The sequence below is a fragment of the Streptomyces sp. NPDC014727 genome (genome assembly GCF_043083485.1).
Taxonomy (GTDB): Bacteria; Actinomycetota; Actinomycetes; order Streptomycetales; family Streptomycetaceae; genus Streptomyces.
Genome location: NZ_JBIBYR010000012.1, coordinates 226,061 through 249,041 on the forward strand (window position 1 = coordinate 226,061; position 22,981 = coordinate 249,041).

The following is a 22,981-nucleotide window of genomic DNA, read 5'->3' on the forward strand; positions in this document are numbered from 1 at the left end:
CATTCACGCCGGCTGGAGGACGTTCTCGTGTCGTTGATGTTGACCGTGGTCGAGGAGGGCGGTGACGCGTTCGACGTCCACCTCGACGCCGACCCCGACACGCCCGTGCGGGCTGTCGCGGAGGCGCTGGCCGGGGCGGGAGGCGTCCACCGGCCCCCGGAGGGCCTCGGCCTGTACGCCGGCGACCGGCTGCTGCCCGCCGATATGCGGCTGCGAGACGCGCCCGTGCACCATGCGGCCATCGTGGGCCTGGGCCGCCCGGCGGGCACCGTGTCGGCCGAACCGGACGGGCTGGTGGAGATCCGTGCGGTCGGCGGGACCGGCGCGGGCGCCGTGCACCGGCTCGACATGGGCGAGTACCGGATCGGGCTGGCCCACGACGGGACCGCCCAGGTGCTGCGTGCCGTACCGGACCGTCCGTTCGCCGTCCTGGCGGTGGGACCCCAAGGACGCTGCCGTATCGCGCCCGACGCCTCCGCGCCGGGCGGCGGCACCCTGCAACTGGACCGCGAGGACCTCGACGAGGCGACCGCCTGGCCGGCCGGCGCACAGCTCCTCGTCGGAGACAGCCTGCTCGAACTCGCCCTCCCGCAGAAGCCGGACGCGGCCGTGCAGCCGTCGGAGGACGGCACCGGCTGGGACTACAACCGGCCGCCACGGCTGCGGCCGGCCGAGAACGCCACCCGCTTCACCCTGCCCTCCCCGCCCGCCCCGCCCGCCGCCCGGCCGCTCCCGTGGATCACCGCGGCGGCCCCGCTGGTGATGGCGGGGGCCGGGGCGCTGATCTTCGGCCGTATGTCGATGCTGCTGTTCGGGCTGCTCTCCCCGGTCGCAATCCTCGGCAACTATCTGATGAGCCGGCGCAGCGGGCGCCAGACCCACTCCGGCAGTGTCGCCGCCTACGAGGAGAAAAAGGCACGCATCGAGGGCGACGCGGCGAAGGCCCTGGCGGCCGAACGCACCGCCCGGCGCCGCGGTTTCCCGGACCCGGCCGAGGTCGTCCTGACCGCCGTCGGCCCCCGGCGCCGCCTGTGGGAACGCCGCACCTCCGACGCCGACTTCCTCGAACTGCGCATCGGAACCGCCGATCTGGCCTCCGACGTGGTGCTCCAGGACCCGACGAAGGACGAACACCGCCGCGAGGACCCGCGGACCGCGTACGACGTCCCGGTGACCGTTCCGCTGCGGGAGCACGACGTCCTGGGCATCGCCGGCGAGGGCCCGGCCGCGCGCGCCGTGGCGCGCTGGGCGGTCGCCCAGGCCGCCGTCCTGCACAGCCCCCGCGACCTCCAGATCCATCTGCTGACGACCGGCGAACGGGGCCGGGACGGCTGGTCCTGGCTGCGCTGGCTGCCGCATGTGCGCAAGAAGTCCGGCGACACCCCGGCCAGCATCGGCTACGGCACGGAGACCTGCGCCCGGCGGGTCGCCGAACTCACCGCACTGATCGTCGAGCGCGCCGGACGGGAGGACCGGCGGAACCGGCCCGCCGGGCCCGACGTGCTCGTCATCCTCGACGGAGCCCGCAGGCTGCGTTCGCTGCCCGGCGTCGCGCAGATCCTGCGCGACGGACCGGCCGTCGGCGTCCGCGCGGTCTGCCTGGACGCCGAGGAGCGGCTGCTGCCCGAGGAGTGCCACGCCGTCGTCGCCGAGGAGCCCGGCGGAACCGTACGGGTGGGACGCTCCGGGAGGGGCACCGTCGGGGGCATCCGGCCCGACGCGGTGTCCCTGGACTGGTGCCGTTCACTGGCCCGCGCGATGGGCCCGCTGCGGGACCCGGGCGGGGCCGACGAGGAGGCCGCGGTGCTTCCCGGCTCCGCGCGGCTGCTCGACGTCCTCGCCCTCGACCCGCCGCAGGCCGCCGCCATCCGGGCGCGCTGGACGGCGGGGGGCCGCTCGACCCGGGCGGCCGTCGGCGTCTCCCTGGACGGCCCGTTCCACCTGGACCTGCGGCGCGACGGCCCGCACGGGCTGGTCGCCGGCACCACCGGCTCCGGCAAGTCCGAACTCCTCCAGACGCTGGTCGCCTCGCTCGCGGTGGCGAACCGTCCGGACGCGATGACGTTCGTCCTGGTCGACTACAAGGGCGGCTCCGCGTTCAAGGACTGCGTCGACCTGCCGCACACCGTCGGCATGGTCACCGACCTCGACGCCCACCTCGTCGAGCGGGCCCTGGTGTCGCTGACGGCGGAACTCACCCGGCGCGAGCACATCCTCGCCGCAGCCGGCGCCAAGGACATCGAGGACTACGTCGAGCTGCTGGAACGCAACCCGGCGGGCCGCGCGCCGATGCCCCGGCTGCTCATCGTCATCGACGAGTTCGCCTCGATGGTGCGCGACCTGCCGGACTTCGTGAAGGGTCTGGTCAACATCGCCCAGCGGGGCCGCAGCCTCGGCATCCACCTGATCCTGGCGACGCAGCGCCCCAGCGGCGTCGTCTCCTCGGAGATCCGCGCCAACACCAACCTGCGCATCGCGCTGCGGGTGACGGACGCCGGTGAGAGCACGGACGTCCTCAACTCCCCCGAGGCCGCCGGGATCTCGCAGGGCACCCCCGGTCGCGCCTATGTGCGCCTGGGCCAGAACTCCCTCGTGCCGTTCCAGTCCGGACGGGTCGGCGGCCGTCGGCCCGGTGCCGCGGCGACCTCGCTGCCGGCCCCCTGGGCGGTGACGGTCGGCTGGGAACGGCTCGGCGAGCCGCTCCCAGCGCGGCCCCGCGGCGCGGCCGTACCCGCCGAGGTGGAGACCGACCTCACCGGGCTCGTCACGGCGATCCGCGAAGCGGACCGGGAGATGGGCATCCCCGCGCAGCACAGCCCCTGGCTCCCGCCGCTGCCCGAGGTACTGGTCACCGGCGAACTGCCGGCCCCCCCGCCCTCGGACTACGACCTCGCGCCCGTCGCGTACGGCGTGGTGGACCTGCCCGCGCAACAGGCCCGGCTGCCCCTGGTGATCGACCCGGCGACGCTCGGGCACCTGCACATCATCGGCTCGCCCCGGCAGGGCAGGTCGCAGACACTGCGCACCATCGCCGGCACCCTGGCCTCCGCCCATTCCCCGGACCGGCTGCACATGTACGGCATCGACTGCGGCAACGGCGCGCTGCTGCCCATCGAGGGGCTGCCGCACTGCGGGGCCATCACCCAGCGCTCCCAGCCCGACCGCGTGGCCCGGCTGCTCGCCCGGCTATCCGGGGAGCTGACTCAGCGTCAGGAGATGCTCGCCGCCCGCGGCAGCGCCGACCTGCCGGAGCTCCGCCGCGGCCTGCCGGAGGCCGAACGGCCGCCGCACATCGTGCTGTTCATCGACCGGTGGGAGGTCTTCGACAAGCAGCTCGGCGAGTACGACTCCGGGAACCTGCTGAGCTCCGTGCTGACCCTGCTCCGGGACGGCGCGAGCGTCGGCATCCACCTGGTGATGACCGGTGACCGGGCGCTGTTCTCCAGCCGGGTCAACGGCTCCACCGAGGACAAGCTCGTGCTGAAGCTGAACGAGAAGTCCGAGTACGGGATGATCGGCATCACCCAGCGCAACGTGCCGGACGAGATCCCGCCGGGCCGCGCGTTCCGTGCCGCCGACAAGGCGGAGGTGCAGATCGCGCTCCTCACGGACAACCCGGAAGGCCAGGCGCAGGCCGTGGCGCTCCAGCAGATCGCCAAGTCCTGCCGCGAGCGGGCGGCCCGGCTGCCGGACTCCACCCGGCCGTTCCGCGTCGACATCCTGCCCGACCGGCTCACCTGGGAGGAGGCGGTCCGGTACGTGCCGCAGCCGCTGCCGTCCGCACGGTGGGCCCTGTCCGGTGTCGGCGGCGACGAACTCACCGCGTCCGGGCCGGACTTCGCCATTACGTCGACCTTCCTCGTCGCCGGGCCCGCCCGCTCCGGCCGCAGCACCGTCCTGGCGACGCTGGCACTGTCGCTGCTGTCGACCGGGACGCCGATCGTCGTCGGCGCGCCCGCCAGGTCGCAGCTGCGCCAACTCGCCGGACGGCCCGGGGTGCTCGCGGTCTTCGACGAGTCCGACATCGACCCCACCGCGCTGGAGGAGGCGCTGGCGTCCTCGCCGGAGGGGGCCGTGGTGATCCTGGACGACGCCGACCTGTTGCTGAAGACGAAGGCCGAGCCCGTCCTCACCCAGATCGCCAAGTCCGGTGCCGAGAACGGCCGGGGCCTGGTGATCTCCGGGCAGACCGACCGGCTCTCCTCCGGCTTCTCCGGCTGGCACACCGAGGCCCGCCGCAACCGGTGCGGTCTGCTGCTGAAGCCGCAGAACATGAGCGACGGCGAACTGATCGGCGTCAAGGTGCCCCGCAGCCGCCTGGGCGCGACCCGCCCGGGGCGGGCGATCCTGCACCTGGGCGACGGCGTGCTGCGCACCGTCCAGGTCCCGGAGACGGTGCTTCCGCCGGCCGGGAGCTGAGCGCCTGTGCGGGGATTCCGACACCGGCTCTGAGGTCCCACGGCAGAGGGCTCCCGCCCCGGCGACGGCCGGGGCGGGAGCCCTCACGCATGACCGGACGCGGCCGGATCAGGTCGATCCCTCCACGTAGCTGGGGTCGTGCTTGATCGTGCTCGTCGTCCCGTTGGGGACGGCGCCGTTGATCGCCCAGGCGAGGCCGGCCAGTCCGATGAGGTTCGAGCTCTGATCGATCCACCCCGCCGTCTTCGTCCAGATGTTGGTGAGGCCCGGCAGCTGCTTCAGGATGTCCGGTGTCTTCAGCACGCCACCGGGCATGTTCTTCAGCAGGTTCGCGACCAGGTCGCCCGGGTTCTTGAACCCGGTGAACGACTTGATGGTGGGGATCACGCTCTTGATGTTGATCTGGATCGCCTTGAGGTCGCTCGTGACGGTTTTGAGAGTGTTCGCGATCCCGCCCAGATTGGCGATCTTGATCAGGCCGACGCCGCCGAGCACCAGCCCCAGGCCGCTGAGGACCATGTCGAGCACATCCCACTCACCCGACTGAATACTGTCGACGATATTCATGATGAAGGGGATGGCAGCGGTGACCAGACTGGCGATCGTCAGGATGAGCCCCAGGCCCTGCAATCCGGGGATGAGCATGGCGATGATGCCCAGGGCGGCGCTGATGAAGCCGAGCACCTTCTTGAAGATGTCCTTGATCTTCTCCCACAGGCTCTTGCCCGGGACCGCCTCGCTCGTCGCCTCGTCCAGGGCGCGGGCGGCCGTCGAGGCGTCCGTCTCGCGCAGCTCCCGCGCGTCCTCGGCGAGCATGCGGGCGGCGTCGAGATCCCGCTGGGCGCTGTCGACGTCCCCCTGCGCCGCGGACTGGTCGTGCCGGGCGTTCTCCATGGCCTGCCGCGCACTGCGCCGGGCCGCCTCGTCGTCCGGCGGGGGCGGGTCCGCCGCGTCCAGGCCGCTGATCACGGACCCCGCCGCGGCGGCGGCATCGGTGGCCCGCTGCAGCCGCTCCTTGGCGTCCCGTCCCTCGACCAGGGCGTTGTCGGCCTTGCGCTGATGGTCCCCCAGCTGGTCGGCGTACGTGTCCAGCGCGCGGGCCGCCTTGTCGTACGAACTGTGCAGCTTCTCCACCTGATTGGCCAGGTCTCCGAGCTTGTGCCGGAGTTTGTCCATGGCCTTGCCCTCGCCGAGCTGGCTGTTCTTCAGGCCGCTGACGATGGGGAGCGCCTGGTCCGCGTCGTCGGCGACGGACCGGTACTGGCCCGCGAGCTTCGCGAGCATCTCCGCATCGCCCGGCGTCGGGTCGTCCGAGAACCCGAAGACCGTCTCCCAGTCGGACACCGCTGGCCGCGCCATTGCCGCGCCCTCACTTTCCGTTCTCGTCCGTGCCCTGCGGGCTCTGTGCGGCCGGCACAGCCGTGCCCTTGTTCTTGACTTCCACGAAGCGCAGCGTCCCCGCGATGGCGTCGAACACCTCGAAGAACTGGTCCTTGAGCTCCACGTTGGGCGTGGAGCTGGAGACCAGCAGGTATTCCCGGCGGTTCGGGATCGGGAACAGCGTGTGCAGCAGCGCCGTACGCACCGGCGTGCCCTTGTAGTCGATGTCCTCGATCGAGGCGATTCGCCCGACCGGTCCGACGCCCGGAAGCTCCAGCAGATCCACCTCGCGCGGCGGGTACCCGCTGCTCTGCGGGTCCCCGGCCTGCATGCTCGCCCCGAACAGCACCTCGGCCAGATCCGCCGACTGGTCCTCCGGCACGGGCATCCGCAGCACGACGGACGTGGCGCTGAGCATCGCGTCCCCGCCCGGGAACCTGACCATCCCCGCCGCCTGGAGCGCCCCCCGGGCGTAGGCCTCGCGGGCGGTCCGGCGGGTGTCGCGGATCAGGCCGTCGAGCCGCTCGCGGGAGAGCTGCGGAACCCCCTTCGCCTGGTGCTCGATACGGCGGCGGATGGACGCGTCCCGGGTGCTCGGGTCGAGGTCCAGATGCCACCAGGAGCCGGGGTAGCGCAGCTTGTAGTGCGCGGGCGCCCCCGTAGCCCGGTCCGTGACCGGATGCGTCATGACGCATGTCCCTTCTGCCGGCAGGCTCTCGTCAGGTCTTCTTGGAGTCGTCGAGCACCTTGACGGTCTCGTCGTCCGTCTGTGTGAAGGCATCGGAGATCTTCTTCGTGTTCTCGGAGAAGACCTTCACGTTGTCCTGCACCTTCTCGTGGCCCTTGCCCCATGCGTGGTCGAAGTCGGCGAGGGAGTCCGCGAGCTTCGAATCGCCCACATCGTCCTTCGATCCGACGTCGCTGAGCCGCGCGGTGTTGTTGATCCGCTCTCCGATGTCCTCAAGTGACTTGACCGTCTCGTTCAGGTCCTCAAGGGGGACGCTGATGCGGGTCATCGGTTCCTCCTCTCCGGCCGACGCCGCCCGGTCCCGCCGCAGAAGGGCGGGACCGGGCACGAGGGCACGTCAGCCGATGGAGCCGGACGTCTGGTCGTCGGTGTCGACGAACGCGTCGGCGACCTGCTTGATGAACTCGCTGACGCCCTGCAGGCCCTCGATCGCCTTTTCGGTGCCGTTCTTGTACTCCTCCCAGAACGGACGGAACTTGCTCTCGGAACCCGGCGTCGCGTAGGCCGCCTCGACCATCTCGTCCATCTTGGTGTTGGCCTCGTGGAGGCTCTGCTGCATCAGGTCCTTCTGGTTCTGCAGCCAGACCGACGCCTCCCGCATCTCTTCCGGGCTGATCTTGATGTTGCCGCCGGCCATGTCGGTTCCTTCTCTCGTCTCGGGTCGCCGCGGTCGCTGAGCCGCGCACACCGGGCTGTACGGGGCACCCCGCGGGGCGGTTCATGCCTGTTGCGGAACAGTGACGAAAGTGGTGGGCCGCTGCGCCTGCCGGCGGAACGCGGACCGGCCCGGGGCGGCGGTCGTGGAGACCGCCGCCCCGGGCCGGGGTGTCGCTGCCGTACGGGACTCAGGCGTCCGGAGCGGCCGGCTCGTCGCCGTCCGTCCTCTCCTCGGCGGGCGTCAGGCCCAGACGCTCCTGCAGCCACTTGTCGAACTCGATCGAGGCGCGGACCCAGCTGACCGTCGACGAGACGAAGTGCTCCAGGCTGACGCCCGTACCGATGAGCATCTGCGCCTCACCGATCAGACGGACCGAGACCTCGGTCTCCTCGGATCCCTCCTCGGGCTCGTGGGTGTGCGTGTAGACCTTGGGCCACAGGGTGCGGCGGTTCCAGTCGTCGATCGCGTCGAGGAGGACCGGGCGCTGGTCCGCGGCGTGCGGGCGGTCGTAGAACGTACGGACGGAGAAGACCTGCTGCTCGTCCTCACCGCGGAACATGAAGTACGTGCGGAAGTCCTCCCACGGCGCCGCGAGGTCGCCCTCGTCGTCGACGACGTACTTCAGCTCCATCTGTTCGAGGAGCTGCTTGACGAGGTCCTGGTCAGGGACAACGGGGCCCTCGGGTCCTGCCGCCTGCGGTTCGGGCTGGCCCCCGAAATTCGGAATCGAGGACGGATCGATAGACATCGCTGGGTACTCCTGTGGATCGCACGTGGTTTCCTGCCGACGACCCTAGCCGCGTTTCGCCGCCAGGGGGTCTACGCCCTCCGGGGAATCGTCCCCGCATCTGCTTCCCGCACCCGTGACCAGGCAACGGCGACCGGGATCGCGCACAGCACTCCGAGGAGTCCGGACGCGCCGATGGTGTTCGCCGACGACCCGGACAGCTCCGCTGCCAGGCCCCCCAGGGCGACACCGATCCCCTGCATGGCGATGAGCCCCGACCTTGCGAGCCCCAGCGCCTGGCCACGCCGGCCGGCCGGGGTGAGGAGCACGAAGGTGGCCCCGGCGGTGATCTGATAGGCGGAGCACACCCCCGACACCAGCAACAGGAGTACGGCCACGCCTACGCCGGGGCCGAGCCAGTAGACGAGCAGCGGAAGATTCGCGCCGATCGCCAACGGCCCGAGCAGGCGGCGCCGCCGCTCGTCCCCGACCTGGGCCCGCCCCAGAAGCGCTGCCCCCAACACCATTCCCGCCGGATGCGCGGCAAGCAGGAGTCCCACCGAGGAGGCGCCGCCGCCGGCCTCGTCCGCGAAGGGGGCGGCCAGCCCTTCCGGCAGGACGACGAACCCCGCCAGCCACCCCAGCGCGAGCAGCGACCGCAGCCTGCGGTCCGACCAGATCAGCACGGCCGCATCGCCGACCTGGGCGCCGAGCCGCGTCTTCTTGTCGTCGGCACTCGCCGCGGGGCGGGCCTTCACGCCGAACCTGACCAGGATCGCCGAGAGAAGGAACGTCACCGCGTTCACGCCCAGCGAGAGGTGACTGCCCAGCCACGCGGCCAGCACACCTCCACCGGCGAAGCCGACCAGCTGTCCGACCTGGTGAGTGATCTGCATGACCCGCTGGCCACGTTCGTACCTCTGCTCGCCGAGCACGGTCGGCAGCAGTGCGCCCTGCGCAGCGCCGAAGGGTGCCTCGGCCAGTTGCGCCAGCACCAGCAGCCCGGCCAGCAGCGGCAACGGCGTCCCGGGCAGGGCCATCAGCCCGACCAGCACCATCCGCACCAGGTCGCATCCGATCATGACCGTACGCCGGGGGAATCGGTCCGCCAGGCCGGACAGGAGCACCCCGGACAGCAGAGCGGGCAAGGTGGTCAGCGCATACGTCGCCGCGGTCCATCCTGGCGAGTCGGTGCGTTCGAACACGAGCAATGACAGGGCCACGCGTGCCAACTGGTCACCCAGGATCGACTGAGCATAAGCAGCCCAAAGGGTACGGAATTCGCCAAGGTGAAAGAGATTGTCAGATCTGGGGTTTTTGGGCCCCGGTTTTATCTCATCGCCTATCTGCTCGTTCATGCGGGCACGCTACCGGCTGCCGAATTCGGCCTCTAATCCTCCTTGCGGGCAGGTCACGACGGGCCACCCGAGGTGTCCTGATTACTCGCACACCCCTGGGCGGGCGCTTCGGGTGCCCGAGCGGACGCCCCTTGTCAGAGGCGGGCGGCACGGGCCGGGGCGGAGCAGGGCAACGCGATCCCACCCCCCGACGCGAAGCGAAACGTTTGGCTCAATATCGATGTTGAACACTGGATCACCGATGACGCGGCGTCCGGTATTCCGTTCTCCCGAAATCACCGCAATTCTTCGTCGATCGCGCTGCGGGGCGGACGAAGAGTCCCCAGCCGGGACGCGCGGTCTTCCGGCTGGGGACACGACATCGAACAGGCCGTGCGCCGCCTACAAGGTCTTCCCCGAAGTCGCGGGCCCGACGAGCAGGCCGTCGCCGACCCGGTCCACCCGGACGGTGTCCCCGTCCTTGACCTCGCCCGCGAGGATCTCCTTCGCGAGCCGGTCGCCGATCGACGTCTGGATGAGCCGGCGCAGCGGCCGGGCACCGTACGCCGGGTCATTGCCCTCCTCGGCCAGCCAGGCCAGGGCGGCCGGGGTGACGTCGAGGGTGAGCCGGCGTTCGGCCAGGCGCCCGGCGAGCCGGTCGATCTGGAGCTTCGCGATGTGCGAGAGCTCGTCGCCGGACAGCGCGGAGAAGACCACCAGGTCGTCGAGCCGGTTGAGGAACTCCGGCTTGAACGAGGCCCGTACGACCTCCAGGACCTGCTCCTTCTTCACCTCGGGCTCGGTCAGGGGATCCATCAGGAACTGGCTGCCGAGGTTGGAGGTCAGGACCAGGATGGTGTTGCGGAAGTCGACCGTCCGGCCCTGTCCGTCGGTGAGCCGGCCGTCGTCCAGGACCTGGAGCAGGATGTCGAAGACCTCGGGGTGCGCCTTCTCGACCTCGTCCAGCAGCACCACGCTGTACGGGCGGCGGCGGACCGCCTCCGTGAGCTGGCCGCCCTCCTCGTAGCCGACGTATCCGGGCGGAGCACCGACGAGCCGCGCCACGCTGTGCTTCTCGCCGTACTCGCTCATGTCGATGCGGACCATGGCCCGCTCGTCGTCGAACAGGAAGTCGGCGAGCGCCTTCGCGAGCTCCGTCTTGCCGACACCGGTCGGGCCGAGGAAGAGGAACGATCCGGTGGGCCGGTCGGGGTCGGCGATTCCGGCGCGGGTCCGGCGCACCGCGTCCGACACCGCACGCACGGCCTCGGTCTGCCCGATGAGGCGCTTGCCCAGCTCGTCCTCCATGCGGAGCAGCTTCTGGGTCTCGCCCTCCAGCAGACGGCCGGCCGGGATGCCGGTCCAGGAGCCGACGACATCGGCGATGTCGTCCGGGCCGACCTCCTCCTTCACCATCGTGTCCTTGGCGGCCTCCTGCTCGGCCTCGGACGCCTCCGCCAGCTCCCGCTCCAGGCCGGGGATCTCCCCGTACAGCAGCTTGGAGGCGGTGTCGAAGTCGCCGTCGCGCTGGGCGCGTTCGGCCTGGCCGTGCAGCTCGTCGAGGCGCTCCTTCAGCTCACCGACGCGGTTGAGGCCCTGCTTCTCCTTCTCCCAGCGCGCGGTGAGGCCGCGCAGCTCCTCCTCCTTGTCGGCGAGGTCGCGGCGGAGCTTCTCCAGGCGCTGCCTGGAGCCGGGGTCGGTCTCGTTCTTGAGGGCCAGCTCCTCCATGTGGAGGCGGTCGACGGCGCGCTGGAGCTCGTCGATCTCGACGGGCGAGGAGTCGATCTCCATGCGCAGCCGGGACGCCGCCTCGTCGACCAGGTCGATGGCCTTGTCGGGGAGGAAGCGGGAGGTGATGTAGCGGTCGGACAGGGTCGCCGCGGCCACCAGGGCGGAGTCCGCGATGGAGACCTTGTGGTGGGCCTCGTAACGGCCCTTGAGACCGCGCAGGATCGCGATGGTGTCCTCGACGCTCGGCTCCGCCACCAGCACCTGCTGGAAGCGGCGCTCCAGGGCGGGGTCCTTCTCGATCCGCTCGCGGTACTCGTCGAGCGTCGTCGCGCCGACCATGCGGAGCTCGCCGCGGGCCAGCATCGGCTTGAGCATGTTGCCGGCGTCCATGGCGGAGTCGCCCCCGGCGCCCGCGCCGACGACCGTGTGCAGCTCGTCGATGAAGGTGATGATCTGCCCGTCGCTCTCCTTGATCTCGGAGAGGACGGTCTTGAGCCGTTCCTCGAACTCGCCGCGGTACTTCGCGCCCGCGACCATCGCGCCGAGGTCGAGCGAGACGAGGCGCTTGTTGCGCAGGGACTCGGGGACGTCGCCCTTGACGATGCGCTGGGCGAGCCCTTCCACGACGGCCGTCTTGCCGACGCCGGGCTCACCGATGAGCACGGGGTTGTTCTTGGTGCGGCGGGACAGGACCTGGACGACGCGGCGGATCTCCTGGTCGCGTCCGACGACCGGGTCGAGCTTGCCCTCGCGCGCGGCCGCCGTGAAGTCCGTACCGAATTTCTCCAGGGCCTTGTACTGGCCCTCCGGGTCGGGTGTGGTCACCCGGCGCCCTCCCCTGTTCTTCTCGAACGCGTCCAGCAGCCTCTTCGCACTGGCCCCCTGATCACTCAGGATCTCACCGGCCCGGCCGCCCACGGCGGCGATGCCGATCAGCAGGTGCTCGGTGGAGATGTAGTCGTCGCCGAGCTCCTTCGCGCGCTGCGCGGCGTCCGCGATGACGGCGAGCAGCTCGCGGTTGGGCTGCGGCGGGGCGACCGTCGACCCGGTGACACTGGGCTGCGCACCCAGCAGCCGCTCGGTCTCGCTGCGTACGACGAGCTGGTCGGCCTCGACGGAGGCGAGCAGATCGATGATGTTCTCGTTGTCCTCGCCCGCGAGCAGCGCGAGAAGCAGATGCCCAGGGGTCAGATCGGGGTGCCCGTCCTTCACGGCCCTGTTGGTGGCCGCGTTGATGGCGTCACGGCTCTTGTTGGTCAGCTCGGCGTCCACGTGCGCTTTCTCCTCCTTGCGATGACCGGTCTCTCCACAACACTGACTAGGTCAACGTGTACAAAGTTGAGTCTATTCCACTCAACCTCACTTCACACCTGTCCGACGCCCCTGTTCCCGCCTGCCGCTGCCCTGCCCTCGGCCCTCCGCAGTCCGCTTCCGCTTCCGCTTTCGCTTCCGCTTCCGCTTCCGCCCCGAGTCAACCGGCCGGATCGGGGCCGCGCCACCGCGGGGCCGGCCCGCGCTGCCTACGCTGTCCCCATGGCAGTCGACGTGACGAACCCCGATCCCGAGTACCTCGCGTTCTGGCGCGAGCACCACCTGTGCACCCTGACCACGCTCCGTCCCGACGGCACGCCGCACGTGGCGCCGGTGGGCGTGACGTACGACCCCGAGGCCGGGCTGGCCCGGATCATCACCAGCAAGGGCAGGCGGAAGGTCGCCAACGTCCTGGCGGCGGGTCCGGACGGCGCCCGGGTCGCGGTCTGCCAGGTCGACCGGCGCCGCTGGGCGACGCTGGAGGGCCGTGCGACGGTCCGCACGGAGCCGGAGGTGGTCGCCGACGCGGTACGCCGCTACGCGGAACGCTACGGGCGCACGCCGTCGCCCAACCCGGACCGCGTCGTCATGGAGATCGCCCTGGACCGGGCGCTCGGCAGGGCGTGAGGGGGACCGCGAAAACCCCTGGCAGCACAGGACTCCGGGCAGCACAACGGCGCCACCGTGTTCAGGTCACGATGGCGCCGTTGTGTGGGGGAGTGACTGAGCGACGTGTAACGACGGGGGATCGCTCAGGCACTGCGGGGGGTGGCGGAGATAGTCTCTGGCTCGAACAGCTGGTGGTCCCGCCGGTCGAGGTTGACGAAGATCATGTCGTACCGGATCGCGCAGCGGACGGGCTGCGGGGCTCCCCGCGGCTTGCGGAGGCACCGGTAGGCACGTACTTCGTCGTCTTCTTCACGTGCGACAACGATGGGGTCGCCGAACAGAGTGACCATCAGCGAGTCGCCACGGCGGGGGACGGCCGTGACGAGATCGATGAAATGCCAGCCTGATCGGTAGGCCGTGGCCATCTCGCGCCGGAAGGTTCGGTCGTCCGGCGGGATGGTCATGCGCCCGATTGAGTCGGTTCGGACCAGGCGATGTCACCGGGCGCGGCCGCTGCCTCGACGTTCCACGCGATGTCGCCCGGGGCGATCCAGGCAATGTCGTCCGGCGCGGAGGCCGGTGTGCCCCAGGCGATGTCACCCGGCACGGAGGCCGGTGTGCCCCAGGCGATGTCACCCGGCGCGGGCGCCGCCTCGACGCTCCACGCGATGTCACCCGGCACGGCTGCCGCCTCGGCGTTCCACGCAATGTCGCCGGCACCCACTGCTCCAAGGCCCAAAGCCGCGACGAACGAGGCGGCAAGCACCGAGCGAAGCACTCGCTTATACATAGTCAGCTTCGTCCTCACTTGTGGATTCTTCTCCCCCGCACCTAAGACGATGTCTCACCTGGGCGCGCCAACACCACCGAGTCAATGCATCATGTTCTTGCATGTTCAGGAACCTGGGGGGTGAAGGTATGACCACAAGAGACACAAAACAGGCACATCCTCATGCGATCACCGAACTGTGCGACGCCGGAAAACATCTCTACGCCAGCGCACTCCGCTCCGGTCGCATCGCTCGCAGCGAAGTGGATTCCGCGCCCTGCCTGATGGACTTCACTCTCCTGCACCCGGACCCCGACGACTCCGACTGGCTCCGTCCGGTCCCGCCGTCCGCCGCCCTGGCGCAGCGCCTTCATCCCATAGAGCGCGAGATCCAGGAACGCCGACGGCACTCCGTCGAACTGGCCGAAGCCTTCGAACCGTTCATGGACATCAGCGCCCAGGACCCGACGACGACCCACGCCATCACGGTGCTGGAGGGGGTCAACCGCATCAACGCGGCACTGGATCTCGCCACTGCCGAGTGCCGCACCGAAGTCCTCACCGTCCAACCCGGGGGCGGGCGCAGCGAGGACCGCCTCAGCGAGGCCCTGGAACGAGGCCTCTCGGTCGTGGACCGCGGTGTCAGCATCCGCACGCTCTACCAGCACACGGCCCGGCACAGCCCTGGAACCCTTGCCTACGCGGAACGTCTGGCCGAAGGCAAGGTCGAGATCCGGACCCTCGAAGAACTCATAGAGCGCCTCATCGTCTTCGACCGGACGGTCGCCTTCATCCCGGCTCAGGACGACCGCCAAGTCGCCCTGGAACTGCGCCACCCCGGGCTGGTCGAGTATCTGGTGAAGGTTTTCGAGCAGTTGTGGAGCCGCGCGCAGCCACTCCTCGAAGAGATCAAGTACGAACAGGCGCCCAAGGGCATCAGCGGAGTCCAGCGCTCCATCGCCCAGCTCCTCGTCGAGGGAAACGTCGACGACTCCATCGCCCGTCGCCTCGGGATGAACGTACGCACCTGCCGCGCGCACATCGCCAAACTGAATGCCGCACTCGGCAGCGGCAGCCGCGCCCAACTCGGTTACCTCATCGCGCAGTCGGGAATCCTGGACCAGGGTACCGATCGCGACGCACTCTGACGCCTTGCGTGATTCGGGGGCAGTCGTGACCGGCACGGGGGGGGAGACCGGCCACGCCCCCGGCGCACGGACGTGACCCCCTGACGGGCGGGCACCACCGGGAGGGAACCACGGAACACCGGTCCGATGGCCGTTCCCGGCCGCAGCGGCCGTTCACGCCGACGGACGGACATCGTGTCCCCGGTCCAGGACCACGTACGTGGTGTGCGGCCGCCCGCGGACACGGACGAGGCCCGCCACCCCGTTCTCCACCGGGTGGCGGGCCTCGTCCGTCGTGCGGGTGCGTCGACCCGCTCAGTCCTTCGGCCGCTTCGGCCGCCAGACCACCAACGCGCTGGTCTGCTGCACGTCCTGATACGGCACCAGGTCGCGGCGGTACGAGGCGTGCACCTGGGCCTCGCGCTGCTGCATGGCCACCGCCGCCCCGTCCACGGCCGCCGAGAGTTCGGCGACGCGCTGCTGGAGGGCCGCGACCTGGTTCTCCAGTTCGATGATGCGCTTGATGCCGGCGAGGTTGATGCCCTCGTCCTGCGACAGCTGCTGCACGGTGCGCAACAGCTCGATGTCGCGGGCCGAGTAGCGCCTGCCACGCCCGGCCGTGCGGTCGGGCGAGACCAGACCGAGACGGTCGTACTGGCGCAGTGTCTGCGGATGGAGGCCCGAGAGCTGGGCCGCGATCGAGATCACGTACACCGGTGATTCATCGGTCAGTTCGTACGGATTGCGTCGTCGGCCGTCCACCTCAAGCTCCCTTCGCCGCCTGGAACAGCTCTGCCCGCGGGTCGTGGCCCGCGGTCGCCTTGCGGTAGGCCTCCAGTGCGTCCCTGGCCTCGGTGTTGAGGTCCCTGGGCACCGTCACCTCGACGGTGACCAGCAGGTCGCCCCTGGTGCCGTCCTTGCGTACGGCGCCCTTGCCGCGGGCGCGCATCGTGCGCCCGTTGGGGGTGCCGGCCGGCAGTTTCAGAGTGACCGGCGGACCGCCGAGCGTGGGCACCTTCACCTCGCCGCCGAGCGCCGCCTCCGTGAAGTCGACGGGCACGGTGACCGTGAGGTTGTCGCCCTTGCGGCCGAAGACCGGGTGGGCGTCGACGTGGACCACGACGTACAGATCGCCGGCCGGTCCACCGCGCTCGCCCGGACCGCCCTTTCCGCGCAGCCGGATCCGCTGGCCGTCCGAGACGCCCGCCGGAATCCTGACCTGCATGGTCCGGGAGGACTTCGCCCGTCCGCTGCCCTTGCAGACGTCGCAGGGGTCCTGGGCGATGAGGCCCCGGCCCTTGCAGTCCACACAGGGATCGGTGAGCGAGAATCCGCCACCGGTGCCGCGCGACACCTGGCCGGTACCGAGACAGGTCGGGCAGACCCTGGGGGTGCCGTTCTTGTCACCGGTGCCGGAGCACGCCTTGCAGGGCGCCTGGCTGGACATCCGCAACGGGACCGTGGCCCCGTCGACCGCCTCGGTGAAGCTGAGCGTCACCTCGGACTCGATGTCCTGGCCGCGGCGCGGCTGCACCCGCGTCCCCGTGCCGCCCCGGTTGAACAGGCCGCCGAAGACATCGCCCAGACCGCCGCCGCCGAAGCCACCGGCGCCGCCTCCCGAGCCCCCGCCCTGGGTCCCTCCGAAGAGGTCGCCCAGGTCGAAGTTGAAGTTGCCGCCGGCGCCCCCGGGTCCGGCCCTGAAGCCGCCGTTGCCGAAGAGGGCGCGCGCCTCGTCGTACTCCTTGCGCTTCTTGGTGTCGCCAAGGATGTCGTTCGCCTCGGAGATCTCCTTGAAGCGCTCCTCCGCCTTGTCGTCGCCCTTGTTGGCGTCCGGGTGGAACTCGCGGGCGAGCTTCCGGTACGCCTTCTTGATCTCGGCGTCGGTGGCGTCCTTGGGGACGCCGAGGACCTTGTAGTAGTCCTTCTCGACGAAGTCCTTCGTGCTCATCGACGTCCCTCCTTCCGGACGATCGGCCATGCGACCGGCCCGGTGGGCGGTCGCATGGCCGGGCGGTGGGCCGCGAGGTGGTCAGACGGGATGTCAGACCTCCTCGGTGCCACCGCTCTCCTCGTCGGTTGCCTTCTCTTCCTTGGCTGCCGCACCCGGCTGGGGTTCGGCCACCGCCACCCGCGCGGGGCGGATGGTGCGTTCGCCGATCCGATACCCCGGCTGCAGGATCGCCACGCAGGTCGTCTCGGTGACATCCGGCGCGTACGAGTGCATCAGGGCCTCGTGGATCGTCGGGTCGAAGGGCTCGCCCTCCTTGCCGAACTGCTGCAGGCCCAGCTTGGCGACGACCGTCTCCAGTGATTCGGCCACCGACTTGAACCCGCCCACGAGCTCGCCGTGATCGCGGGCCCGGCCGACGTCGTCGAGCACGGGCAGGAGCTCGGACAGGAGACCCGCTACGGCGATCTCCTTGACCGTGGCCCGGTCCCGCTCGACGCGGCGGCGGTAGTTCTGGTACTCGGCCTGGAGCCGCTGGAGGTCGCCCGTGCGCTCGCTGAGCGCGGTGCGGACCTGGTCCAGCTGGGCCGTCAGGCCGACTGTCTGTGCTGCGTCCTCGGCCGGGGACGCCTCCTCCTCCGGAGAAGAAGCGGCGTCCTTCGGCTCGGCTCCGCCGGGGGTGGCGCCGGAGGGGACGTCGGGCTTCTCCTCGAAACCCGGAGTCTCCTCGGTCACACCGCACCGCCCTTCGCGTCCTTCTCGTCGTCCACGATCTCGGCGTCGACGACATCGTCGTCGGCCTTGGCCTGCTGGGCACCCGGCTGCTGGTCGCCCTGCGGGCCGCCCTCGGCCTGGGCGTTGGCGTACATCGCCTGGCCCAGCTTCTGGGAGACGGCCGCGACCTTCTCGGTGGCCGTGCGGATCTCGGCGGTGTCGTCGCCCTTGAGCTTCTCCTTCAGCTCGGTGAGCGCGGTCTCCACCTCCGTCTTCACGTCACCGGGGACCTTGTCCTCGTTGTCCTTGAGGAACTTCTCCGTCTGGTAGACGAGCTGCTCGCCCTGGTTGCGCGACTCGGCGGCCTCGCGGCGGGCGTGGTCCTCCTCGGCGTACTTCTCGGCCTCTTCACGCATCCGGTTGACCTCGTCCTTCGGCAGCGAGGAGCCGCCGGTGACGGTCATCTTCTGCTCCTTGCCGGTGCCGAGGTCCTTGGCGGCGACGTGCATGATGCCGTTCGCGTCGATGTCGAACGCGACCTCGATCTGCGGGACACCGCGCGGGGCGGGCGGCAGGCCGGTCAGCTCGAACATCCCGAGCTTCTTGTTGTACGCCGCGATCTCGCGCTCGCCCTGGTAGACCTGGATCTGCACGGACGGCTGGTTGTCCTCGGCCGTCGTGAAGATCTCGGAGCGCTTGGTCGGGATCGTGGTGTTGCGCTCGATGAGCTTCGTCATGATGCCGCCCTTGGTCTCGATACCGAGGGACAGCGGGGTGACGTCGAGCAGCAGGACGTCCTTGACCTCGCCCTTGAGGACACCGGCCTGGAGCGAGGCGCCGATGGCGACGACCTCGTCCGGGTTCACACCCTTGTTGGCCTCCTGGCCACCGGTCAGCTCCTTGACGAGCTCGGCGACGGCCGGCATGCGGGTGGAGCCACCGACGAGCACGACGTGGTCGATCTCGGAGAGCTGGATGCCCGCGTCCTTGACCACGTTGTGGAACGGGGTCTTGCACCGCTCCAGCAGGTCGGCGGTCAGCTGCTGGAACTGCGAGCGCGTGAGCTTCTCGTCCAGGTGCAGCGGGCCCTCGGCGGACGCCGTGATGTAGGGCAGGTTGATCGTGGTCTCGGTCGAGGACGAGAGCTCGATCTTCGCCTTCTCCGCGGCCTCGCGCAGACGCTGGAGAGCCATCTTGTCCTTGGACAGGTCCACGCCGTGGCCGTTGGCGAACTGCTTCACCAGGTAGTCCACGACGCGCTGGTCCCAGTCGTCACCACCGAGGTGGTTGTCACCGTTGGTGGCCTTGACCTCGACGACGCCGTCGCCGATCTCCAGCAGCGACACGTCGAAGGTGCCGCCACCGAGGTCGAAGACGAGGATCGTCTGGTCGTCCTTGTCGAGCCCGTACGCCAGCGCGGCGGCGGTCGGCTCGTTGACGATGCGCAGGACGTTCAGGCCCGCGATCTCGCCGGCCTCCTTCGTCGCCTGACGCTCGGAGTCGTTGAAGTACGCGGGGACGGTGATGACCGCGTCAGTCACCTTCTCGCCCAGGTAGGACTCCGCGTCCCGCTTCAGCTTCTGCAGGATGAAGGCGCTCATCTGCTGCGGGTTGAAGCTCTTGCCGTCCAGGTCGATCTTCCAGTCAGTGCCCATGTGGCGCTTGACGGAGCGGATGGTCCTGTCGACGTTGGTCACTGCCTGGCGCTTGGCGACCTCGCCGACCAGCACCTCGCCGTTCTTCGCGAAGGCGACGACGGACGGCGTGGTCCTGGCGCCCTCTGCGTTGGTGATGACGGTGGGCTCGCCGCCTTCGAGAACGCTGACGACGGAGTTAGTCGTGCCCAGGTCGATGCCGACCGCACGTGCCATTTCAATTCCTCCAGCTTGACTACTTGAGTGGAACTGACTCAAGGATGCATGACGCCCGTCCCAGTGTCAACAGACTTGAGTCAGGTCGACTCAACTATCGTGCATGCACCTGACGCGCGGCGGATGATCTCGGACGACACCGGCTCCCTCACGGGCCGGGCAACCCGCCCCCATCATTGCGTCATGGGATCGTTCTGTCACAAATTGCCGTGAGTCACACAAAACCGGCACTCGATCCACGCCACCCCAGGCAGGTGCGAACGATGCAGAGACAGAGACAGGGCCGGCCGATGGACCGTTCCACGGACCGCGTGCCGGCGCGCGCCGCGGCACGCCTGCCGGGCCGCCTGTCCGACCGCGGGCCGGGCCGCATCTCGGCGTACCTGCGGGCCCACGCGACCGCCCGCACCCCGGCGGGCGCGCCGGCTCTCCCGGCGGGCCTCCTGTCGACCCTCTCGTCGGCCCGCATGCGCGTGCGACAGCAGGAATGGCCGTCGGCCAAGCGCGTACTGGATCTGACCCTCGGCTCGATCCTGCTGACCCTCGCCGCCCCCCTGCTCGCCGCGGGCGCCCTCGCCCTCGCCGCACAACGCCCCTCCGGCGGGGTACTGACCCGCTCACCCCGGATCGGCCTGGGCGGTCACCTCTTCGTACTGCGCTCGCTGCGCACCCGCCGGCTGCGGCTGGACCTGCTCTCCCGGCTGCCGCACGTCGTAAGGGGAGAGCTGTCCCTGGTCGGCCCGGAACCCCTGACGCCGGACGAGGCCCGAGCCAGGACGGCCGGACCCCCCAAGGCCGCCGGCTCCGCCGCCCCCTACGGACCCGCAGCCACCGCCACCACGGAGCCCCCGGGAACCACCACCGTCCCCGACGCGAGAGACTGGCGGCAGGAACTGAGACCGGGCCTCACCGGCCTGGCGCAGGTACGCTCCCGCTCCGGCATGCCGTGGGACGAACCCGCCCTGCTCGACCAGCACTACGCCGAGCACCACTGGGTAGGACTCGACCTCGCCATCCTGGCGAGAGCCGTGCACACTCCGCTGCACCGGGCGGTCCGCGGACTCACCCGACGCGGCAAGGCACACCTGAGCGACACAGATCACCGCCGGTCCGGCTACAGCGCGGCGGAATAAGTGGATAGTGTCAGCACAGACTGATTAAGTTACTGCTTAGTAGTCCCAGTGTTCGCAAACGCTGGATCCCACCCTCGCAGGCCCGAGGAGCCCCCAAATGCAACTCGCCGCGATCATCGTGTCGCTGGTGCTGACTGTGGTCGGCGTTGCGCTCATCGCCCGAGCCGTCGCGCAGATCTACCGGTTCGTCACGCTCGGACAGCCGGTCCCGGCAGGCAGCCGCACCGACAACCCGAAGCAGCGCACGATCACCCTGGTCAAGGAGTTCCTCGGCCACACCCGGATGAACCGGTGGGGGATCGTCGGCTTCGCGCACTGGTTCGTCGCCATCGGCTTCCTGACGCTGCCGCCGACGCTGCTCCAGGCGTACGGGCAGCTCTTCAAGGCCGACTGGGTCCTGCCGATCATCGGCAACTGGCTGCCGTTCGAGATGTACACCGAGTTCATCGGCCTGATGACGACGGTCGGCATCCTCGTGCTGATCGCCATCCGGCTGCTGAACCTGCCCTCCCGGGCCGGCCGCAAGTCCCGCTTCACGGGTTCCAAGGCGTGGCAGGCGTACTTCGTCGAGTACGTCATCCTCGTCATCGGCCTGGCGATCCTGACCCTGCGCGGCCTCGAGGGCGCGATCCACCACGTCGGGAGCTACGAGGCCGCGTACTTCATCTCGTACCCGCTGGTCCTCGCCTTCAAGGGCCTCGCGCTCGGCACGCTGCAGAACCTCATCTACTTCGTCGCGATGATCAAGATCGGCGTCTCGCTGATCTGGATGATCACGGTCTCGCTGAACACCAACATGGGTGTCGCCTGGCACCGCTTCCTCGGCTTCCCGAACATCTGGTTCAAGCGGAACGCGGACGGCGCGGTCGCGCTCGGCGCGCTCCAGCCCATGACCTCCGGCGGCAAGGAGATCGACTTCGAGGACCCGGGCGAGGACGACGTCTTCGGTGTCTCCCAGGTCGAGCAGTTCTCCTGGAAGGGCATCCTCGACTTCTCCACGTGCACGGAGTGCGGTCGCTGCCAGTCGCAGTGCCCGGCCTGGAACACGGGCAAGCCGCTCTCCCCGAAGCTCCTGATCATGTCGCTGCGCGACCACGCGCACGCCAAGGCCCCGTATCTGCTGGCCGGCGGCGGCAAGGACATGGAGGGCAACGAGAAGGCGTCCGAGGAGCAGCTGAAGGACGTACCGGCCGCGGCCCTGGCGGAGGCCGAGCGCCCGCTGATCGGCACGGTCGAGGAGAACGGCGTCATCGACCCGGACGTGCTGTGGTCCTGCACCACCTGCGGTGCCTGTGTGGAGCAGTGCCCGGTCGACATCGAGCACATCGACCACATCGTCGACATGCGCCGCTACCAGGTGATGATCGAGTCCGCGTTCCCGTCCGAGGCGGGCACCATGCTCAAGAACCTGGAGAAGAAGGGCAACCCCTGGGGGCTGGCCAAGAAGCAGCGCGTCGAGTGGACCAAGGAGGTCGACTTCGAGGTCCCGATCGTCGGCAAGGACGTCGAGGACCTGTCCGAGATCGACTACCTGTACTGGGTCGGCTGCGCGGGCGCGCTCGAAGACCGGGCCAAGAAGACCACGAAGGCCTTCGCGGAGCTCCTCCACATCGCGGGCGTCAAGTTCGCGATCATGGGCGGCGACGAGAAGTGCACCGGTGACTCGGCCCGCCGCCTGGGCAACGAGCCGCTGTTCCAGCAGCTCGGCCAGGAGAACGTGGCCATGCTGAACATGGCGTTCGGCGAGGACGACGAGGACGACTCGACGAAGAAGGCGAAGGCCGCGAAGAAGATCGTCGCGACCTGCCCGCACTGCTTCAACACGATCGCCAACGAGTACCCGCAGCTCGGCGGCGAGTACGAGGTCATCCACCACACCCAGCTGCTCCAGCACCTCATCGACGAGGGCAGGCTGACCCCGGTGACCCCGGTCGAGGGCCTGATCACGTACCACGACCCCTGCTACCTGGGCCGTCACAACAAGATCTACACCCCGCCGCGCGAGATCATCGCGAAGGTCCCGGGCCTCAGGAACGAGGAGATGCACCGCCACAAGGAGCGCGGCTTCTGCTGCGGTGCCGGTGGTGCCCGGATGTGGATGGAGGAGCGGATCGGCAAGCGCATCAACAACGAGCGCGTCGACGAGGCCCTGTCCCTGAACCCCGACATCGTCTCCACCGCCTGCCCGTTCTGCCTGGTCATGCTGACCGACTCGGTCAACGGCAAGAAGAACGACGGCAAGGCGAAGGAGTCGGTCCAGGTGGTCGACGTGTCGCAGCTGCTGCTGGACTCCGTGAAGACTCCGGCCGACCCGGCCGGCGAGACGGAGTCGGCGGACGCACCGGAGCCGGAGCCGGTGAAGTAGCTCGGGCTGTCGTGCGACAGAAGCGGCCGGACCTGCCTCGGGGGCAGGACCGGCCGCTTCTGCTTCCCCCCTAGGCATCCCCCTGCGCATCCCCTAGGGGATGTCACAGCTCGGCCGCAATGGCGGACAGGTTC

At 69.8% G+C, this 22,981-nt stretch carries 18 protein-coding genes; 5 read left to right on the forward strand and 13 right to left on the reverse strand.

Features of this window, described 5'->3' with window-relative positions; all coding sequences use genetic code 11:
* The first annotated feature begins 36 nt into the window (after positions 1-36).
* A complete protein-coding gene (locus tag ACF1B9_RS20920) occupies positions 37-4,419 on the forward strand; it encodes an FtsK/SpoIIIE domain-containing protein (RefSeq protein WP_391744624.1) in 4,383 nt (1,460 codons plus the stop codon).
* A gap of 108 nt (positions 4,420-4,527) precedes the next feature.
* Here ACF1B9_RS20920 and ACF1B9_RS20925 read toward each other — a convergent pair whose 3' ends face one another.
* The 7 genes from ACF1B9_RS20925 to clpB all read right to left on the reverse strand — a co-directional run bounded on the left by ACF1B9_RS20925 (position 4,528) and on the right by clpB (position 12,272).
* On the reverse strand, positions 4,528-5,778 hold the full coding sequence (locus ACF1B9_RS20925; RefSeq protein ID WP_391744474.1) for a hypothetical protein: 1,251 nt from the start codon (positions 5,776-5,778) through the stop codon (positions 4,528-4,530).
* Between the two features lie 10 nt (positions 5,779-5,788).
* Positions 5,789-6,487 (reverse strand): hypothetical protein, encoded by a 699-nt coding sequence (locus ACF1B9_RS20930; protein ID WP_391744472.1) that lies wholly within the window; start codon positions 6,485-6,487, stop codon positions 5,789-5,791.
* Positions 6,488-6,518: 31 nt separating this feature from the next.
* On the reverse strand, positions 6,519-6,815 hold the full coding sequence (locus tag ACF1B9_RS20935; protein ID WP_391744470.1) for a hypothetical protein: 297 nt from the start codon (positions 6,813-6,815) through the stop codon (positions 6,519-6,521).
* Positions 6,816-6,884: 69 nt separating this feature from the next.
* Positions 6,885-7,184 carry a WXG100 family type VII secretion target gene (locus tag ACF1B9_RS20940; RefSeq protein WP_391744469.1) on the reverse strand — a complete coding sequence of 100 codons (300 nt, stop codon included), beginning with the start codon at positions 7,182-7,184 and terminating at the stop codon, positions 6,885-6,887.
* 208 nt (positions 7,185-7,392) lie between these two features.
* Positions 7,393-7,953, reverse strand: coding sequence for a YbjN domain-containing protein (locus ACF1B9_RS20945; protein WP_391746718.1), 561 nt, complete (start codon positions 7,951-7,953; stop codon positions 7,393-7,395).
* Between the two features lie 71 nt (positions 7,954-8,024).
* The gene (locus ACF1B9_RS20950; RefSeq protein ID WP_391746719.1) at positions 8,025-9,290 is read right to left on the reverse strand and encodes an MFS transporter; all 1,266 of its coding nucleotides are present in this window, start codon (positions 9,288-9,290) and stop codon (positions 8,025-8,027) included.
* A gap of 381 nt (positions 9,291-9,671) precedes the next feature.
* Positions 9,672-12,272 carry an ATP-dependent chaperone ClpB gene (clpB, locus tag ACF1B9_RS20955; protein ID WP_391746720.1) on the reverse strand — a complete coding sequence of 867 codons (2,601 nt, stop codon included), beginning with the start codon at positions 12,270-12,272 and terminating at the stop codon, positions 9,672-9,674.
* A gap of 261 nt (positions 12,273-12,533) precedes the next feature.
* Here clpB and ACF1B9_RS20960 point away from each other — a divergent pair, with 261 nt between their 5' ends.
* A complete protein-coding gene (locus ACF1B9_RS20960; RefSeq protein WP_351071588.1) occupies positions 12,534-12,938 on the forward strand; it encodes a TIGR03618 family F420-dependent PPOX class oxidoreductase in 405 nt (134 codons plus the stop codon).
* A 125-nt stretch (positions 12,939-13,063) separates the two neighbouring features.
* On the opposite strand, the gene ACF1B9_RS20965 is transcribed toward ACF1B9_RS20960, so the two are convergent.
* Together ACF1B9_RS20965 and ACF1B9_RS20970 are read right to left on the reverse strand one after the other, a co-directional pair.
* Positions 13,064-13,384 (reverse strand): (2Fe-2S)-binding protein, encoded by a 321-nt coding sequence (locus ACF1B9_RS20965; RefSeq protein WP_391746721.1) that lies wholly within the window; start codon positions 13,382-13,384, stop codon positions 13,064-13,066.
* Positions 13,381-13,728, reverse strand: a complete 348-nt coding sequence (locus ACF1B9_RS20970) for a 5'-nucleotidase (protein WP_376222428.1) — start codon at positions 13,726-13,728, stop codon at positions 13,381-13,383. The genes ACF1B9_RS20965 and ACF1B9_RS20970 overlap by 4 nt, the downstream gene beginning before the upstream one ends.
* 83 nt (positions 13,729-13,811) lie before the next feature.
* On the opposite strand from ACF1B9_RS20970, the gene ACF1B9_RS20975 reads away from it, so the two are divergent.
* Positions 13,812-14,837, forward strand: coding sequence for a helix-turn-helix transcriptional regulator (locus ACF1B9_RS20975; RefSeq protein ID WP_391746722.1), 1,026 nt, complete (start codon positions 13,812-13,814; stop codon positions 14,835-14,837).
* Positions 14,838-15,131: 294 nt separating this feature from the next.
* Here the strand turns inward: ACF1B9_RS20975 and ACF1B9_RS20980 are convergent, their stop codons facing one another.
* The 4 genes from ACF1B9_RS20980 to dnaK form a co-directional block, all read right to left on the reverse strand.
* Positions 15,132-15,578, reverse strand: a complete 447-nt coding sequence (locus ACF1B9_RS20980) for a heat shock protein transcriptional repressor HspR (RefSeq protein WP_093899393.1) — start codon at positions 15,576-15,578, stop codon at positions 15,132-15,134.
* A gap of 1 nt (position 15,579) precedes the next feature.
* Positions 15,580-16,764 carry a molecular chaperone DnaJ gene (gene dnaJ / locus ACF1B9_RS20985; protein WP_391746723.1) on the reverse strand — a complete coding sequence of 395 codons (1,185 nt, stop codon included), beginning with the start codon at positions 16,762-16,764 and terminating at the stop codon, positions 15,580-15,582.
* A gap of 93 nt (positions 16,765-16,857) precedes the next feature.
* Positions 16,858-17,499 (reverse strand): nucleotide exchange factor GrpE, encoded by a 642-nt coding sequence (gene grpE, locus ACF1B9_RS20990; RefSeq protein ID WP_391746724.1) that lies wholly within the window; start codon positions 17,497-17,499, stop codon positions 16,858-16,860.
* The gene (gene dnaK / locus ACF1B9_RS20995) at positions 17,496-19,349 is read right to left on the reverse strand and encodes a molecular chaperone DnaK (protein ID WP_376277769.1); all 1,854 of its coding nucleotides are present in this window, start codon (positions 19,347-19,349) and stop codon (positions 17,496-17,498) included. Before dnaK ends, grpE begins: the two co-directional genes overlap by 4 nt.
* A gap of 467 nt (positions 19,350-19,816) precedes the next feature.
* On the opposite strand from dnaK, the gene ACF1B9_RS21000 reads away from it, so the two are divergent.
* Together ACF1B9_RS21000 and ACF1B9_RS21005 are read left to right on the forward strand one after the other, a co-directional pair.
* On the forward strand, positions 19,817-20,482 hold the full coding sequence (locus ACF1B9_RS21000; RefSeq protein WP_391746739.1) for a sugar transferase: 666 nt from the start codon (positions 19,817-19,819) through the stop codon (positions 20,480-20,482).
* Between the two features lie 97 nt (positions 20,483-20,579).
* On the forward strand, positions 20,580-22,847 hold the full coding sequence (locus ACF1B9_RS21005; RefSeq protein WP_391746725.1) for a (Fe-S)-binding protein: 2,268 nt from the start codon (positions 20,580-20,582) through the stop codon (positions 22,845-22,847).
* Positions 22,848-22,981: the final 134 nt, after the last annotated feature.